Raw genomic sequence first — 18,590 nt, forward strand, 5'->3', positions numbered from 1 at the left:
TTTTTTATTGGTCAGTGGCGTTCTTGCCAACTTTTTTAAGTGATAAAATCATGTTGTCCAGCTCATGAGATTCCAATATTTCAAATATCTCATTTATTTTTTGTTCATGCTTAGGAAAAATTTCTTCCATCAAAGCCTGTCCCTCAAGCGTTAGTAATACGTACGTAACACGTCGATCTCTTGGACACGCCTTACGATATACATAGCCTTTTTGCTCGAGCTTATCAATCACATAAGTAATACTACTGCTTGCAATTAATATTTTTTTACCAATCATTTGAATAGGTTGCTCTCCACGATGGTACAAAAATTCAAGAACCGAAAATTCGGTTTGATTTAAATCGTATTGAAGTAAATCTCTTTTAGTTGCATCTTGAATCGTTTGATATGCTCGGAACAAGACCGTAAATGCTTTTAAGTTACGATTATTTTCCTTCATACGACTCCCTCTTTTTACTTCGAATTTAATTATCTTTAATTCGAGATAATAATAACATATACAATTTTAAACAGCAATCATTTTGTTTCATCATGTTTGTCATCTTCTTGTTTGGGTAGAAGGTAGTTGTAACTTATAAAGGAGGATTCTAAATGATAAAAGATGTAAACCAAAAACAACAACAGCTAGAAGCATTCCGAGTAAGTGATAAAGATCAACCTCTCACGACCAATCAAGGATTAAAGATATCAGAAGATGAACATTCACTAAAAGCAGGTGAGCGAGGACCCACTTTACTAGAGGATTTTCATTTTCGTGAAAAAATGACCCACTTTGACCATGAACGAATTCCTGAACGAGTAGTACACGCACGTGGCTCAGCAGCTCATGGAATTTTTAAAACATATGAATGTGCAAGTGATATTACAAAGGCTCAATTTTTAAATGGGAAAGGAACTAAAACCCCTGTATTTGTTCGCTTCTCTACCGTTGCAGGGTCAAAAGGATCTGCAGATACCGTCCGTGACGCACGCGGCTTTGCTACCAAGTTTTATACACAAGAGGGTAATTATGATTTAGTAGGAAATAATATTCCTGTATTTTTTATTCAAGATGCTATTAAATTCCCCGATTTTATACACGCCGTAAAGCCTGAACCAAATAACGAAATTCCCCAAGCACAAAGTGCCCATGATACATTTTGGGATTTCATTGCAAATAATCAGGAGTCTGCTCATATGGTCATGTGGCATATGTCAGATAGATCGATCCCACGAAGCTATCGAATGATGGAGGGGTTTGGTGTGAATACTTATCGCTTTGTCAACGCCGAAGGAAAAGCCCACTTTGTTAAATTTCATTGGAAACCTGTACTTGGGGTAAAATCTTTAGTTTGGGATGAAGCACAAATCATCGCTGGAAAAGACCCTGATTTTCATCGCAGAGATTTATGGGAATCGATTGAACGTGGGTATTTCCCAGAGTGGGAACTTGGTGTTCAACTTATTCCTGTTGAAGATGAATTTAAATTTAGCTTTGATATTCTCGATGCCACTAAAATATGGCCCGAAGAAGAGGTTCCTGTACGCCTTCTTGGGAAAATGACATTGAACAAAAACACGGATAACTTCTTTGCAGAAACGGAACAAGTTGCATTTCATGTTGGTCACGTTGTACCTGGAATTGATTTTTCAAATGATCCATTATTACAAGGTCGCTTATTCTCCTACACAGATACGCAGTTAATAAGACTGGGAGGACCAAATTCCCATGAACTTCCTATTAATAAACCGATCTGTCCATTCCATAATAACCAACGAGATGGCTATGGCCGACAAACCATTAATGTGGGACAAGTTAGCTACCATAAAAATTCCTTAGCCAATAATACACCACACCCTGTTTCTGAAGCAGATGGTGGCTATAAGCATTATGAAGAAAAAGTCGAAGGGCATAAAGTACGTGCACGTAGTGAGAGCTTTAACGACCATTTTTCACAAGCACGATTATTCTGGCTTAGTATGACAGATATTGAGAAAAAGCATATTATCGATGCCTTTAGCTTTGAACTTGGCAAGGTAAAAAATAAAGCGATTCGTAAACAAGTTGTAGACATGTTCGCTCATGTCAGTTACTCACTTGCTTCAGCTATTGCTGAACGAATTGGTATAGTTCCCCCTATAGAAGTGGAAGTACCGCATATTCACCAAACTTCTCCAGCTGTTAGCCAAGTAATCAATGCAAAGGAAAGTGTCCAATCTAATAAAGTAGCTGTAGTGGTTACAGAAAATAGTAGTGAAAATTTAAACGAACTTATTGCTACATTTTTAAGTGAAAATATAGTAGTTGAGCTAGTAAGTACTAAGCAAGGCATAGTAAGTGGCTATGAAATTCACGAAACATTTGCTACAACCTCCTCAGTTCTTTATGATGGCGTTTATGTTACAGGAGCCTTTCAAGATTCCTATCAACAAGCAAAAGCAGAACGGTTTATTGAACAAGCCTATCAGCACTGCAAAACAATAGGTTATACGAAAAATGTTTCGTTTTTACAGCATATTGCTAATAAAAATGGGGTTGCAAGCGATCCAAAATCTTTCGTACATGCCCTTGCTAAACATCGACATTGGGTACGTGAATGTAAATGAATAAAAAGCCAGCTAACTGATTAAATCAGCTAGCTGGCTCATAGTGTTGAAAAACAAAACAATCCATAGAATTTTTATGGAAGGTGAAAATGAATTTCCGTTGCAGGCTACTTGCTTTCCTGTGGGCGAGCGCCGAATCGCTTCCTCCGCTACCGCTCCGTTTAGAGTTTTGCCTGTCTCGCTATCCCACGGGAGTCAAGTAGCCCTCCACTCCAATCCACAAAAGTGTTACCTTTTTAGCAAAGGTTTTCAAATAAAGTGAAGGTGTTCTCTACTCTTTATGAAGAGGTATTGTCACGCATCACTTCTCCACATTGAAAATAAGAGTTTATCCCCTCTAAGAATACAGATAATGGGCTATTTGATTGCTATGCTAGTATGAAAAAAGTAAAGACATTTTGCAGAATGGTTGATTGGAGTGGAGACAGCGTCACTCCTAGGGGATTTAGCGTCACAGATGAGACCCTGGAGCGAACGTTAGTGAGTGAAGCGGCTCATCGGACGCCCCCTGGAAAGGACGCTGGCGGAACGGAAATCAACCCCTCACCTTGCAAAGTTACTTTTTCTTCCGTTGACATCATCTTTTTTCAACAACATAAGCCAGCTAACTGATTCAATCAGCTAGCTGGCTTTTTTCTATTATTTAATTCGTTTAAATTCCTTTTCATTGCCGTCTACAAATTCGACATCCACTTCAATGGATTGATAGTTATCTTCAATATTGAATACTTTGATTACTTGATCAATCACTTCATCATTAGGTGTTGTAGAATCAAAATTCAACTGCTTAAATAACGGCTCTAATTTAGTATACGCTTCATCACCCTGTAGTTTTTCATTTTTTCGATCATCCTGTAACTTTGCCTCTATGCCTGTTTTTTTATCCTCATATTCTACCTCATAAGACTCCGTTGCAGAGTAGTCAACGTCTAATGAAAACTCTATAAAATTGAAGGTCACTTGGTCAGTTGGTGTATCACCAGTTTGTTGAGTAGCATTTTGATCTGCTGGTGCATTTGCTGGCACATCCTTTACCTCATCCTTATTACAGCCGTAAAGAATAATAGTCATTAAAGGAATCGCTAAGATAAATTTCAATTTCAATTGATTCACTCCTTTCTTACATATTACTTCCCTATTCTTCTACAAACTAACCTAAAAAAAAGGGCATCTCCTACAATGAGGAGATACCCTTTTCGTGGAATACGACTTAATAATAGAAGTTACGATCCACTTTATTTTCTTGAATTGCTTTTGCTAAACGAACTGTTGACACAGCCAAATCGGCATATGACACACTCTTAGTAGCATTAAAGTTATTTTGCTGTGTATCAATTAGACCCATCCCATTTGCTATTGCTATATAGCCTGTATACGCTGGATCAATAGACGCTGCATCCGCAAAGTTTAATTTGTAAATATCCTTATACTTTGCAACATTCTCCAATTGCATTACTTTAACAGCCCAAACTGCTAGCTCTTGGCGAGTTAATGTTTCATCCAAAGCGAATTGGTTCGCTGGCTGTAAAATTCCCATTCTAACAGCTTGTTCAACCACTCCATATAATGGATGGTTTTTATCGATATTGCTGAAGGATTGCTTTTCTCCTTCGCCGCTACCAAAATAGCCATATGTTAAAGATTTTAGTAGAATCTTTAATGCTTCTCCCTTTGTTACAGCAGCATCAGCATTAAAGTTTGCTATATCTTTTACCTCTAATACATTTTGATTTAAAAGATAATTTAATTCATTAGCTGCAGTTGGATGTGAAATGGATGGCTTCTCTTTGGAGCCATCTACCTGATACAACCATTCACCGGTAATTGCATCAATCTGATTATCTAAACTACCATTGTAAGTTGGAGCATAGATTAGATCATAATGTTGTTTACCTTCAGTATCTTGTTTTGCATATTGTAGCTGTAATGTAAGTGCCTTACTATAAGCTTCTTTAGCTTTATCAGCTGAGATTACCTGGCTGATAGATGGCCAATTATTAATCTTTTGTTTATTAACATTCAATGAACGTAATGACCCATCAGAGCCAATACCTACGTATATTTCATCTCCAACAACCGCAATCCCATTTACGATACGTGGGAAGGAGAAGTAATAATCTTTACTATAGTCATCATGTACAGCATCATCGATTGGCATCGAATACTCATGTAAATAGGATGGAGCCCATTGCTTTAAGTATTCAACCGCCTTTGCCAATGCAGCATCCTTAGAAATAGTATTTGTTTTGTCGGTGTTTGTAAAATCTCTCCTTAAATCATGGTACTGCACGATTTCGCCTGTTGCCTTATTAATTTCGAAAGAGGTACCGGAACCACCATTATTGTACATATACATGTAATTTACTGTATAAACCGTCTCGCCACTTTCATTTTCTCGTTCATCAACCATATCAATAGAGAGTTTTGCCTTGTCTTCATCAACCTTTAAGAAATTTTTAGCGAATTCCTCAACTTCTGCTACTGTCATACCACTTTTTCTTGGCGGTAACTGCTGTGAAGATATTTTCTGAGCACTTTTCGTCTTTGGAACTTGTGCAGAGAAGCCATTCATTGTTTGCCATTGACCCGTTAAAGCATGTACACCATTAAACCCTGTCGCTGGCATATAGACAAGCTTCACATTACGTTGATCGTTAGAATAGTCAACAGCATAACGAAGTTCAACTGCTAGGTTATCACGTACTTGTGCAGCAATTTCTTCCTCATTTTTTTTCTGGCTTGAGCTATCAAAGGTTGCTTTACTAATAGAATCTGTATTGCGGTACATTCCTGTTATTTGGCCATTAGCAAGAACATCAATGGTAATACTTTGATCGCCAATAAGGACACCATTATAAGTTGGTGAATAAACAAATGAGTAGGTAATTGGCTGTGATAATGGACGATTGATATCATTGTAATAACCGAAGCCATCTTCACGGAGTTTATAGTTCTCTATATTCGCAAATTTTTTCAGGAAATCTTCTGCAATTTTTTTGGCTTCAATCTCCGAATATTTTGCTGGATATACTGCTTCAGCGATATTAGCTGGTTGATAATAGAAATGTTCTAAATCTAAATCTTCGCCTTTAAATGTAAAACCACCATAAACATCTTTACCATTCACCGTTTTATGGAAGTTTAAATCATAACGGACAGTTTTATCATCTCTAAAGAAATGACCGCCTCCAGAATTAAACTCATTGTCAGCTACAAATTTGAACTCTTCAGGGAATAGTGCACGTAATTTGTTAATTAGCATACCCTTTGTCACTTTTGTCTCTGTAGCAGCTAACTGTATTTCAATACGCTCTGAAGGTTCTTTCACATTTGCAGAAGCTTGTGAAACGGGTGCTAGAACCCCAACAGAAAATGCCGTAGTCGTTAAAATAATACCTAACTTTTTAAATCTACCCAAAATATCCCTCCTATAATACTATTTACCATAATTATAATATATTTATCCATATTTAGATATGAATTTTACAGATAATTTCCTCTTTGAAGAAACATATTGGGTAATATATCCACTTTTCTTCATTTTCTCATTTCTTTACCACATCAAAATTGGCACCAATTAACACCCAATTCTGAGGGAATGGTAGTCCTAATTTCCAATAACCTATGCCACGAAGGTTATATTGTTTAATGAGATTAAATTTAGCTTGAATAGATCTAGCATCTTCAAACCACACCATATGCGCCCTACCTTGCTCATCATAGTATTCAAAAAATGGTGCTTGGGCTCTCCAATCATACTGAATCGCTGCATTATAACGTTTAGCAATTTCAATGGCTCGCTGTGGACTAAGTGCTTCTGCATACGGTCCCCCTTGAACAAAAGGTAATGTCCAATCATAGCCATATAAATTTTGCCCCAACATGATTTTGCTTGCAGGTATCTCACTCACCGCATATTTTACAACTGCCTCTACCTCTGGGAGAGGTGAGACGGCCATTGGTGGGCCTGCTGAATATCCCCATTCATAGGTCATGAGTAAAACAAAGTCCACGATTTCCCCATGTGCTCTATAATCATGTGCCGCTGTCCATGGTCCTCGTTCACTATCACTTGTTTTAGGAGCTAATGCCGTAGACACTGTATATCCTTGAGCATGGAATTTTTCTACAGCTCTTCTTAAAAAGTTGTTATAGGCTTGTCGTTGATCTGCTGGCAAATTTTCAAAATCAAAGTGGATATCTTTGACGTCACCAAGTTGCTTTGCTTCCGCAAGAATATTATCAAATAATAAATCTTGAACAGCCGTACTTTGAAAAATATCTCTCGCTAATTCACCACTAAAACTAAAATTCTCTAAATTAGAAATAACCATCGCAATTGATGCTCCTGTATCATTTGCAATTTGTGTCACACCTTGACTTGGTGGTCTCTGTAAGGTACCATCACGTCTTGCCTCATAACTAAATAAAGCTAAATATGTTAAATAGGGACCTGCTTCCCTCGCTTGATTCAAGAGTGCCTCACTAACAGATGTTCCTCTCGGCTCTAAATAAGCCAATGTTTCTGCTCTTGTTTTTGGCGGTTGTGGAATATACAATCTCATCCCAACAGCTAATGGTTGATTGGGATTAATGCCATTTACTTGTGCAAGTGTTAGATAATTAATACCGAAGCGTTGACCGATTGACCATAAACTATCACCTGGCTGTACATAATAAAAGCTTCCGACAATTGGGATTACAAGAGCTTGCCCCACAACTAAACGATTTGGCTCTGGAATTTGATTGGCATCTATAATACTTTGAACCGTAGCCCCATATGCCTGCGCAATACCCCATAAAGACTCGCCAGCCCGTACAACATGTATTTGAATGATTTTGCCTCCTTCTAGCTTGATAAAATCATACCTATAAAGCTTATGAAATCAGAGATGAAAAGATGTCTCTCAACACCTCCACAAAAATCCATCGCTGAATGGATTTTAGGACTGATTATTTTGTCACCTTCTTTACAGCAATTATTTCAATAGTGGATGTATGATGATTGTTCGTTCATGAGGTTTAAATATCTGTTAAGCCCCTGAATGCTTTGCTATTATTCATATATTTCAATGTCACTTCAAAGCGAGCCTATTTAATGGTAGGATTGTTTCTTTTAAGTGAAGCCTAATTTTTGTTTTCTATGTATGTCTATAAAGTTATCAGAGTAATATATTCCGCTTCTTCACCGTTATTTGTATAAGTAAGCGCAAAATGGTACTTATCTCGATAGCACAAATCGTACAAATGTTCTATTTTTTACATAATCTTTAGCAAAGCTTCACCCACTTTCTACCCTACAAAACAGTTGCAACAGGCTACTTTTTGTTACACTTTTCCCAAAATATTTTACACAACTAGCGTCATATGCCTTATTCTTTTCCCGGTTCTCACTCTTGTATAATGAAATTATTGTAAGGAGGTGTTAGATTGCGTTTATTTTACCAGCAAAAAGTGATCGGTAAGAAATCTCGTAAGCTTGAAAAAATTCCATTTTCTATTGAAGAGCCTGTCACAACGTTACAAGATTTACTTGTTCAGCTTGTAACACAGCAGGTACAACAATTTAATGAAAAAATGGTAGATACACCACTTCATCTATATTTAACGGATCAGCAATTAGAAGACGCTGCCCAGTATGGCAAAGTACATTTTGGAGAAAAGAAAAAGGATGCTTTACAGTCAGTTGATCAGGCTATCTCCACAATGCTTCAAGCCTTTCAGGACGAGCTGTTCTTAGTCCTTCACAATGAAGAGTCTTTAGATTCTCTTACTACACCATTAAACATACAGGAAGACGATGTTTTTACATTTATTAAACTAACTATGCTTGCAGGACGAATTTGGTAAGGAGGGATTTTTATGACACTTTCACATGAACAAAAAACACATTTTCAAAGTATAGTGGATTCTGCACCTATAGCTTTACAGCCTTTAGCAACTGCATTATTAAAATACATGGACAATAGAGACTATGACATTGAACAGCTTATAGCTACTCAGCAGTATTCATCACTTGAAGAGCTATTGAGCGGACCATTATTTGAAGTGCTTGCACTATTTTCCTCACAAGAGCGTGCACTCAAGATTAAGAAATTAGCATTACGTTTTGATGCTACAATGTTCCAAACTGGCGTTTTACGTCGATCATTTCGTTCATCTCAACCAGTGCAAGACCACCTTTTTCAATGCTTACAATTAATAGAAGAAATGCTGACATTTGAGGAAATTACTTTGCAGGAGTTATTAGCAAATCATCGTCAATATGAGCATGGTACCTATCCAAACTATAGCTCCTATGTCTTGAAGAATGAAAATGTAAAAGTAATGGGCTTTAATGTCTTTGAACAGTTGCTCGCTGAAGAACTATCTATACAAAACCCTTCGATTGAAGAGGCAGTAGAGAGTATTTTATTTGATGAGCATCATAGTAGCTTTTTCGGTCATCCATTCATTCGTGGTATTTTCAAATCAAATAATCACCGTATGCATGATGCCCTTGGAAAACTATTAATAGCAGCTGCACGGCAAGAAGGTCTACGACAAGCAATAGTAGAAAACATTGACCATGGCAATCTTGATGCACAGCTCAAAATGATGAAACTTATTCAGGAACATCAACTAACACGCTTCTCCTCTGTAGTTCGAGCAGTCGATACTTGGATGGGACTTGGCTATAATAGCTTCGAAAATCAAAAAATAACAGAGGAAGTTCTTACGTTAGCCATTCAGGCCATCGAAGAGGACAACTTTGTTGGGCAACTGTTAAAGAGTGAGCGTACAATTGATAGCTATGTCGCATTATGGGCGACTGCTACAAAGGACTATACGCAATTAAATGACCTTGTAACAACACTCTTAAAGCGTGAAAAACATATCCAACTTACAACGCTTGCCTTTTTAAAAAACTTATCGAAAATCTCCTTTACAGCGCCATTTGTGAAGGATTTAATCTTATCAACAAAAGATATCGAGTTGTTTGCCTTTGCATGGGGCAATTTCCTCTATGCCAATCACCATATTAATAGCGAGTATGCAAGAGACAATGAATGGGCTCAAACCCTTCAAAACTTCATGCAAGAAAACACACAGCTACAAGGCATTGAATACCTATTATTTGAACAGCTTGAGTGGGCAAAGAATGAAATTACGAAAGATGGGCTTATCATTACAGGCAAACCTCTATCCTTTGTCTATGTCCATTTGTCATTAGAAGATTTAATTTCAACACAAATTATTTTAGCCCATCATGTACAGGACGAGGCATTATTCCAACGAATTATTGAGCATGCAGATTCTTACTCACCATCAAGTAGAATCGGCCTACTGAATATTTATTGTCTTGACCCCGTCACACAAGGTCAACGCGAATTTTTATTTAATTCTTTACGGGATCGCAGTTCCATCAATCGTTCTCTTGCGTTAAAGAAAATACATGCTCTAACACCAACCGAAGAAGAAATAGCAAAAATTGAAGATCTTTTAGCTAATAAATCAGGCGCACTTCGCAAAGAGGCTATTTCACTCTTAAAAGTTCAGCCACAGAATCATCTATTACAAAGTGCTGAAAGGCTGATAAAAGATAGTAAGCAGCTAAAGAGACTTGGAGGGCTTGAATTACTATTAGAAGCCTCTAAGGAATACAGCTTAGCGAGCGAGCAAATTACAGCTTTATGTTCCTTATTACCTAAAGTAACTAAAAACGAGCAAGTTTTGTTAGAACAATTAATTACAAGGGATGTCCCAGAGTATAACGAGAGCAATGGCTTTGGTTTATATACGCCACATCCTCCTATTCAATACGGCTGTATTTCTGATGGAGCCATTCAAATGAATGGTGAAGAGCCTTGGCAACAGCTTGCTCCACTTTATGTACAGACACCTACACCTTTTGAAAAATTCTTTCAATATGATATTGAAAAATTATTATCTAAGCTAGACCAACTTATTCAAGTTTTAGATAAACACGCTGAACTAGAGTATGAAACATACCAATGGAATGACACGCCCATTACCACTACATTAGGACAAAGATATAGTGTTATAGCAACTAAATCGGATAATCAACGACATGCTAGTCTTGATGCTTATCCTATCCCTGAAGAAATTGTTCAATGGATGAAGACATCATTATTTAGTAATGAGGACTTAGCCTATTTTAACTTTTATCACAATCTATCAGAATACCCTGCTGCCCATGATCTTTCCGAAGCAGCCCAAACGCTAATTAAACCTTTTTTCCAATACAAAGAAATGAAAGCACGTGTTGCTCAATTTAATTCCTTGAAATATGACCATACAATTCAACAGATTTTCTCAGTGCTATCTCAAGATACCGATAAAATCTCAGGTGAGACATTGCTGCATCAGGAAGCACTTTCATTATTAGAAAAGCATGCACCTGAATTTAATCGCTTTGAACAGGCAATAGGCATTATGTTACAGCTATTCGATCAAATCCCTGTGGATCAGTGGCAACTTGATGTTCGAGAAAAAGGTTATTATTACTATCGTTCCACATCTACCATTATCGATTTAGATGTTGTGGAGACATTCGTGGATCGATGCGGGTCTGATTACTCAACCTATGGTGAATATGTCAAAATGCTAGCTATCAATGAAGAGCTAACAAAGCGTATGAAAAATGAAAGCTATAGCCCAAACGTCTACAATTTATCTTTATTCCAATATTTAGACGCCATGAAGGTTGGCTTATTTACGCAAGATCACTTATTTGAAGCCATATTTACCAATACGCTCGCTTCAGAAATATTTAACGAGCCAACTAAATTACTAGAACGCTATCAACAGTCATTTGAAGATTTAACAGATTTCTTTGCTATTCGTGAACAAGCAATTGATCGTATTTTAGCTATAGAGCTAAAACGTGGAGATACACCTACTGCTGTAACCAAGCTTGCTAGTAGCATTTCTTATTTCGAGGGTATTGATTATTTCTTACAAATTCTACAGGCACTTGACGGAGAAAAGCTTGCACGAGGGTATATTTGGCAGGCAGAAACGAAAAAGGATGTATTCTCCCGATTGCTAACTAGCTGTTACCCTAAGAAAGAAGAAACAGCGCAGCAATTAAAAGAAGCATGGCAGAAAACAGATATTTCTAAAGAACGTTTAATTGAAGCGATGATGTATAACCAGCATTGGATAGACCTTGTGAGTGAAGTAATTGGCTGGGATGGGCTAAAAGAATCTGCTTGGTATTTTATCGCTCACACAACAGATTCTTTATCTGACTTTGCCAAAGATCAAATTGCCCTTTTCTCTAGCATAACGGCTGAGGATTTCCGTGATGGTGCATTCGATTTAGCTTGGTTCCAAAGCGCCTATCAAACGCTTGGAGCAAAGAAATTCAAGCTTGTCTATGATGCTGCAAAATATGCTTCTGAGGGAGCCAACCATCGTCGGGCACAGCTTTATGCAGATACAGCCATCGGTAAACTCAGTCCAAAACCGTTAATGCAAGAAATTCAAGATAAACGCAATAAAGATAAACTGCGCGCACTTGGTCTTATTCCTTTAATGAAATCGGATGACAAAGACGCCCTAACACGCTATCAATTTATTCAACAGTTTTTAAAAGAAAGTAAGCAATTTGGTGCTCAACGCCGCGCAAGTGAGGCTCGAGCAGCAAGTATTGCATTAGAAAATTTAGCGCGCAATGCAGGTGATGGAGAAGCCACTCGCTTCACATGGCGTATGGAATTATCAGCCTTTAACGATATGAAACATTTATTTAAAGCACAACAGATTGAGCAAATTACGGCCCATCTACAAATAGAAGATGATGCCTCTGTAGCTATTATTGTTGAAAAGGATGATAAACGTCTAAAGAACGTTCCTGCTGCATTAAAAAAGCATGCTGATATTGTAACCTTGCAGGAAGCCCGAAAAGACTTACAAGAACAATATAAAAGAGCACGCCCAGCGCTTGAGCAAGCAATGGAATTAGAAACAGTATTTTCGGTCGAGGAGCTCATTCATTTATTAGCCCATCCGATTCTAGCTCCACTTTTACAAAGGTTAGTCTTTATCAGTGATGTGCACGTTGGAATGCTTACACCAGAAGGTTTACAGCTTCTATCGGCTGACATTGTGAACCTTGCTCCTACGTCCTCTATAAAGATTGCTCATCCTTACCATCTTCTAGAAAGTGGTCAATGGAGACAGTGGCAATCCTATATGTTTGAGCACAAAATACAACAGCCATTTAAGCAAGTATTCCGTGAGTTATATCTCATCAATGCTGATGAAAAAGGACAGAAACAGTCATTGCGTTATGCAGGACATCAAGTAAATCCTTCACAAACAGTAGCCTTGTTGAAAACACGTGGTTGGCAAATCAGCTATGAAACAGGACCACGTAAAGTATATTATAAGGAAAATATTGTGGCATCTTTGTATGCACAGGCAGATTGGTTTACGCCAGCAGAAATTGAAGCACCTGCAATCGAAGGTGTTTACTTCTATGATCGACTAACAGGCAAAGATATCGTTTTAGATGATATTCCAGCAACGATATTCTCTGAGGTTATGCGAGATATTGATCTCGTTGTCAGTGTTGCTCATGTTGGTGGTGTAGACCCTGAGGCAAGTCATTCTACTGTTGAAATGCGTAGTATTATCGTAGAAGAATTGGCTAAATTACTGAAGCTACACAATGTGGAAGTGAAAAAGCAACATGCCCTCATTGAAGGTAAGCTAGCCAGTTACTCCTTACATTTAGGAAGTGGTGTGGTGCATCAAATAGGCGGTTCCATGATCCCGATTATTGCTGTCCCATCTCAGCATCGTGGACGGATTTTCTTACCAATGGTGGACGATGATCCACGTACGGCTGAAATCATGTCCAAGCTCTTATTACTATGTGAAGATACAAAAATTAAAGATCCAGCCATATTAACTCATATTCGAAGCTATGAGCAAATGCACTAACGTACACTAGATAAAAACAGGTGACTCAATTCGTCACCTGTTTTTACTGTACATCCGTTTTAATCATTTCAAATAATAGCGGTACATTCGTGCCTCGCTGCAATGAATGACAGTCCTCCATTAAAAAAGACCAACTTTTCTTGATTTTCTCCCTATAAGGTAACGCTGAACTAACCGGTAGATAGGCGCTTAAATATTCCCCAATCGTGCCTGATAGATTGTCCATAAATTCATCTGCTTTTTGTAGTTTTTCTGTAGGGATTTCATTGCGCTCATTCCATAAGACATGCTCTAAATTCGTAGAAAAATAAAACAATTGATAAGGTACTTTCATACGGTTAATGCTAAAGTGGTCGTTAGCGATTAAAATTCGGGCATTCTTTGCCTTCATATCATTGCGTTGTTCAATTTGCTCTTTACGTTTATCCGATTTCACTAAAATAGCATCCTCTGTATAAAATAGATTTTGTTCGATACTCTCATCTACCTTGACGCATTCTGGTGCAATAAAGCATCCATCTGCATCTGTAATATGAACAACAGCAGTTAAATCATTGGCTAAAAATTTATATTTTTCCAGATAGCTTTGAATCACTCGTACAACACTGTTTTTTATATTCGGTATGCGTTTGTGTGCATCCCACTTTGTTAAAATATCCTCACGTTGTACATCAAAGCGTATTGTCGAGTTCGCAAAATGAGCATCTAAATAATCCTCTAAAATAATTTGCTCCGTCTGCCCTTCCACAATGATTAATAGCACTTTTTTAGTCATGTTGAACACCCGCTTTACGAAAAGCACGCTTGATTTTAAATGTTTTGGTTTCCTTATATATCTCTTCGTCCTGTCCACCAAGTTGGATAGCACGTAAATAAACATCTCTAGCATTATTCACTTCTTTAATACCTTTTAGCTGCATATAGCGGTGATATTCATTTGTTGTCGTAAACCATAAATTTTTAATAGCTAGCACCTCTAACACACGTAGATTATGGGATGTAAAAATAAGTTGTCCTTTTCCATCCTCATCTATCACTGTTAACAACTCACCCAACAAATATTCAAATACACCTGAATCTAATTCATCAATAACCACGCATGCATTCGGATTATTGTATACAGCAATTAATACACTAAGAATAGAAATGATCTTTAAGATTCCCTCTGACTCTGTTCGTAGCGGTAATTCCCGCTCCCCACGCTGCGACAAAAACTCAAAACGAATTCCCTGCTCTCCATTATCCATCGTTTGTTTTGTGATGATATTAATTTTAATTGTCAGACCAGGAATAATTGCCGAGAGCACTTGATTACTTTGCTCAATTACTTCACATAATGCATAGAATGCATCCTCTGGTAATAAAGCTGGTCCATTTAAATCATAAGGAATAAGGCCTCTCGTTTTCTCTAAATGAATACTAAACGGCATGATCCGTTCTTCAAATAATGGTGCAATGTTTTGATTACTAACAACATGTAAATCTCTGCTAAAATCAACGGCAATATTTTGTAGCAGCTGCATTTCTTGCTCAGAAAGTCGTTCCTGTAATAATGGCTTTACATCTTTGTGGAATAGAAATGACATATACTGTTTTCTTGCTAACTGTTGAATAACCAGTAATTGGATACGTACCTGTTCACTCAAATCATTCAGTTTCGATTGACGGATTTGCACATCCTTCTCTGTCACAGCAACTAAAGTCTTTGATCGCTTCCCTTTCTTATTTTCTCGATAGGTAAGGCGCTCCAGCGTAGTATATAGTCGATGCTGATCCTCCTGTAGTTCCACATAGTAATTCACAAAAAATGTACCGAATTGATTCTCAACTAAAAATTCAACATCCATACTAGCTGTTTGCTCTCCTGCCAATAGCAGTCGCTTCTCTTGTGAAGGTAACTTCACTTCAGCAAGCCATCCTGATATAAGTGTCTTCAATAAACTGAATGCATCTACAATGGTTGTCTTTCCAGAGCCATTTTGCCCATATAGGCCAACAACATTCGCTTGTAGAAATGTCTCAAAATTTACTGCGAGTACAAGTTCACCCTGTCGTACATTTCGTAAATTTTGTATGTTTATTTTTTTTATCTTAATAATTGCCATATGCTAAACATCCTTTTAGCTTTTTCTCTTATTATAATGAAATTTGTTATATTTTATAACAAATTCGAACTTAAGCATCCATAGCCTATAGCCTATGACAAAAATCGCAATAGGCATATGTTAGAAAAAATGAAGAAAGGTGTGTTTCATTGGTTTATCCTAGATTAGCCCCCGATGATTTTAACAGTCAATTTCGGCCAGGTATGAAAATATGGGTGACACTCCCTACTGGTACTTATTCAGGTACATTGATTCGAACATTTGGCACTGGAGGAAGAACAGCTGAAATCCAGCTAGATAACGGTCAAATAGTGACTGTGGATGTTAGTCAAATCACTGCTGCAGGTACAGGAACACCGCCTGGTAGTTCTTATCCACCGCCGTATCCACCGCAACCTTATCCACCACGTCCATACCCACCACAGCCCTACCCACCGCAACCTTATCCGCCACGTCCATATCCACCACAGCCGTATCCGCCGCAACCTTATCCGCCACGTCCAGGTGGTCAATATCCTGGTTTCCCACCACCACTAATACCAGGACTTCCGAATATTTTACCAGGAATTTTTGGTAATCCCCGACCATAGCAACAACTAGAAAAAGGTTATTTCTTTATTCGAAAATAAAGAAATAACCTTTTTTTCATTTTATTCCCATAATAAAAATCATCCAATTCCTTTACATATAAGACATGACAAAATAAGTAAAAAGCCCTAACAAGGAATTGGAAATTAGCATTTCAGTCAAATTTTTAATCAATTGAAATTAAGTTAGTTCTGAGCATACTTCTTTTTTATACTAGTAACTGTTAAGCTTTTTGTAAAAATTTAACCTAACCTAAAAAATATATAGACTAAAAAACTAGGTTTCTTTGTTTATTCATAGAAATCATGACTTTAAATAGTAAGTTTTCTGGGTTGTGAATCAATTTTTTTGGCAGTATAGTAGTTAAATGATAGGGGATAAATAGATTATTTTGCATTTAAAAATATTTAAAACGCATCTGGACTTCTACGAATAACATCAACATCTTCAATGTGTAGTACTTTGACTAAATTATCCATTTACAGTCCTTAGCTTGAAATATTTGTTAGATCATATTAGGAGGAAAAGCATGAAAAAACGCAAGAAGCAGCAAATGTCCATTAGTAAGAAATTAACTGCAATAGTAGTAAGTATTTTATTATTATTTGGATTAGTTACTTTAGGTCTTTCTTATTATATAGTAAGAAACAGTAATTTAACAGACATGGATCAATCTCTCTCTGATAAAGGCATGATCCTAGCCAAAACCATTGATACTACCACACTGAAATCAATTTTAGAGAATCCTACAAATAGTAACCCTGACGCTCTACGATTAACAAGTGAAATGGATGCGATCAATGATAATTCCGATAGCATTACCAATCTATTTTTAATTACAGTTAACGGGGAAAATATTAATGCACCTGTTCTCTCATCTAGTATACTTGATCTAGGGGCTGAGTATAACCAAGATATGATTGCTATGGGGTTATCTCCTGATTTCCTAGCAAGAATTAAAGAAATTTTTGAGACAAAAAAAGCAACAGCAACAGATATTTATAGCGATGAATACGGTAGCTATAAAACAGGCCTTACACCAATCTTGGATGAAAATGGTGATATGCTGGCCGCTTATGCCATTGACTATGACGTATCAATGGTAACAGGAAAAGCAATGTCTGAAGCCCTATGGACATTATTAGTAACTGTTATTTTCTTAATAGGTTCATCCATTGCAGTTTACACGCTTTTAAGAAAAAAATTAACACCAATTCAACAACTTTCCTTACAATCTAAAAAAGTTGCAGAAGGTAATTTAGAGCTTGAACCATTACCAGTTACTTCAACGGACGAAGTAGGAATGCTCACACAAAACTTTAATTCAATGATTGAAAACTTAAAAAATGTTATTAAAAGTACAACGAATGTTTCTGCACGTGTTTCGAACACGGCCAATGTTTTATCTGTCAATATGCAGGAAGCTTCCGATTCATACAATAATGTAGCTTCTTCCATGCAAGAAATTGCAAGTGGCGCTGATCTACAAGTACAAAAGGCAAAAGAAAGTACGATTACCATTGAAGAAATGAATATTGGTATCCAGCGTATTGCCATGACGTCCAATCAAATTTCAGAATCCTCCATTTTAGCATCAGAGGAAGCTGAAAGAGGCAATGAATCGACAAATAAATCTGTCACACAAATGAATGCTATTAGTAAAGCTGTTAATCAATCCGCAGCTTCTGTTAAATTACTTGGCGAACATTCTAATAAAATTGAAGAAATCGTAGGGATCATTACAGGTATTGCTTCCCAAACCAATTTACTTGCATTGAATGCGGCTATCGAAGCTGCACGTGCTGGAGAAGCTGGTAGTGGCTTCGCAGTGGTTGCTGATGAAGTACGTAAACTTGCTGAACAATCTGAGGCATCCGCAAGAGAGATTTCCACACTTATTTCTCATATCCAGCATGATACAAACGAATCTGTAAATATCATGGTTCACGCTGTAGAAGAAGTAGATCATGGCATTGTCATGATTAATGATTCGGAAAAATCATTTAGCCAGATTTTAACTTCCATTCACCATGTGACAGGGCAAATTCAAGAGCTTTCTGCAACGATTGAAGAAATGGCAGCTGGCATGGAAGAAGTAACGTCTGCTGTTAAAGATATGGAAGATTTCTCAGTCAATTCAAAAGACAATACAAGAGCAGTAGCAGCAACTTCTGCCTCTCAATTGAATACGGTTCAACGAGTTTCTGAAGAAGCTCAAGTATTATCCGAGTTATCTGATGAATTAATGAATGTTGTTAATACCTTTGTAGTGAAATAAAAAATGAAAGGGCTGCCCTTATAAGGAGATGTATGTCCGTTAGTCTCTCACAGATTGATTCACTGCTGTGGTCCTAATGA

Annotated in this window: 11 protein-coding genes; 5 read left to right on the forward strand and 6 right to left on the reverse strand. The window is 37.3% G+C overall.

Annotated elements, in window-relative coordinates; genetic code table 11:
• Positions 1-4: 4 nt before the first annotated feature.
• Positions 5-439, reverse strand: a complete 435-nt coding sequence (locus MHB65_RS21895) for a MarR family transcriptional regulator (protein ID WP_342441708.1) — start codon at positions 437-439, stop codon at positions 5-7.
• A 152-nt stretch (positions 440-591) separates the two neighbouring features.
• Here MHB65_RS21895 and MHB65_RS21900 point away from each other — a divergent pair, with 152 nt between their 5' ends.
• A complete protein-coding gene (locus tag MHB65_RS21900) occupies positions 592-2,586 on the forward strand; it encodes a catalase (protein ID WP_342441709.1) in 1,995 nt (664 codons plus the stop codon).
• 639 nt (positions 2,587-3,225) lie between these two features.
• Here the strand turns inward: MHB65_RS21900 and MHB65_RS21905 are convergent.
• The 3 genes from MHB65_RS21905 to MHB65_RS21915 all read right to left on the reverse strand — a co-directional run bounded on the left by MHB65_RS21905 (position 3,226) and on the right by MHB65_RS21915 (position 7,421).
• Positions 3,226-3,690: a YusW family protein gene (locus MHB65_RS21905; RefSeq protein WP_342441710.1), complete on the reverse strand. Its 465-nt coding sequence runs from the start codon at positions 3,688-3,690 to the stop codon at positions 3,226-3,228.
• A 106-nt stretch (positions 3,691-3,796) separates the two neighbouring features.
• The gene (locus MHB65_RS21910) at positions 3,797-6,004 is read right to left on the reverse strand and encodes a YcdB/YcdC domain-containing protein (protein WP_342441711.1); all 2,208 of its coding nucleotides are present in this window, start codon (positions 6,002-6,004) and stop codon (positions 3,797-3,799) included.
• A gap of 127 nt (positions 6,005-6,131) precedes the next feature.
• Positions 6,132-7,421, reverse strand: coding sequence for a glycoside hydrolase family 18 protein (locus MHB65_RS21915; protein WP_205447132.1), 1,290 nt, complete (start codon positions 7,419-7,421; stop codon positions 6,132-6,134).
• Between the two features lie 595 nt (positions 7,422-8,016).
• On the opposite strand from MHB65_RS21915, the gene MHB65_RS21920 reads away from it, so the two are divergent.
• Both MHB65_RS21920 and MHB65_RS21925 read left to right on the forward strand, forming a co-directional pair.
• Complete coding sequence (locus MHB65_RS21920; RefSeq protein ID WP_342441712.1) at positions 8,017-8,436, forward strand: hypothetical protein; 420 nt, start codon at positions 8,017-8,019, stop codon at positions 8,434-8,436.
• A gap of 12 nt (positions 8,437-8,448) precedes the next feature.
• The gene (locus MHB65_RS21925; protein ID WP_342441713.1) at positions 8,449-13,539 is read left to right on the forward strand and encodes a DUF4132 domain-containing protein; all 5,091 of its coding nucleotides are present in this window, start codon (positions 8,449-8,451) and stop codon (positions 13,537-13,539) included.
• 43 nt (positions 13,540-13,582) lie between these two features.
• Here MHB65_RS21925 and MHB65_RS21930 read toward each other — a convergent pair whose 3' ends face one another.
• A complete protein-coding gene (locus MHB65_RS21930; protein WP_342441714.1) occupies positions 13,583-14,314 on the reverse strand; it encodes a hypothetical protein in 732 nt (243 codons plus the stop codon).
• Positions 14,307-15,644, reverse strand: coding sequence for an ATP-binding protein (locus tag MHB65_RS21935; RefSeq protein ID WP_342441715.1), 1,338 nt, complete (start codon positions 15,642-15,644; stop codon positions 14,307-14,309). Before MHB65_RS21935 ends, MHB65_RS21930 begins: the two co-directional genes overlap by 8 nt.
• 149 nt (positions 15,645-15,793) lie before the next feature.
• Here MHB65_RS21935 and MHB65_RS21940 point away from each other — a divergent pair, with 149 nt between their 5' ends.
• Together MHB65_RS21940 and MHB65_RS21945 are read left to right on the forward strand one after the other, a co-directional pair.
• On the forward strand, positions 15,794-16,234 hold the full coding sequence (locus tag MHB65_RS21940) for a hypothetical protein (protein ID WP_342441716.1): 441 nt from the start codon (positions 15,794-15,796) through the stop codon (positions 16,232-16,234).
• A 527-nt stretch (positions 16,235-16,761) separates the two neighbouring features.
• Complete coding sequence (locus MHB65_RS21945) at positions 16,762-18,510, forward strand: methyl-accepting chemotaxis protein (protein WP_342441717.1); 1,749 nt, start codon at positions 16,762-16,764, stop codon at positions 18,508-18,510.
• Positions 18,511-18,590: the final 80 nt, after the last annotated feature.

This window comes from Lysinibacillus sp. FSL K6-0075 (assembly GCF_038592945.1).
Classification (GTDB): Bacteria; Bacillota; Bacilli; order Bacillales_A; family Planococcaceae; genus Lysinibacillus; species Lysinibacillus fusiformis_F.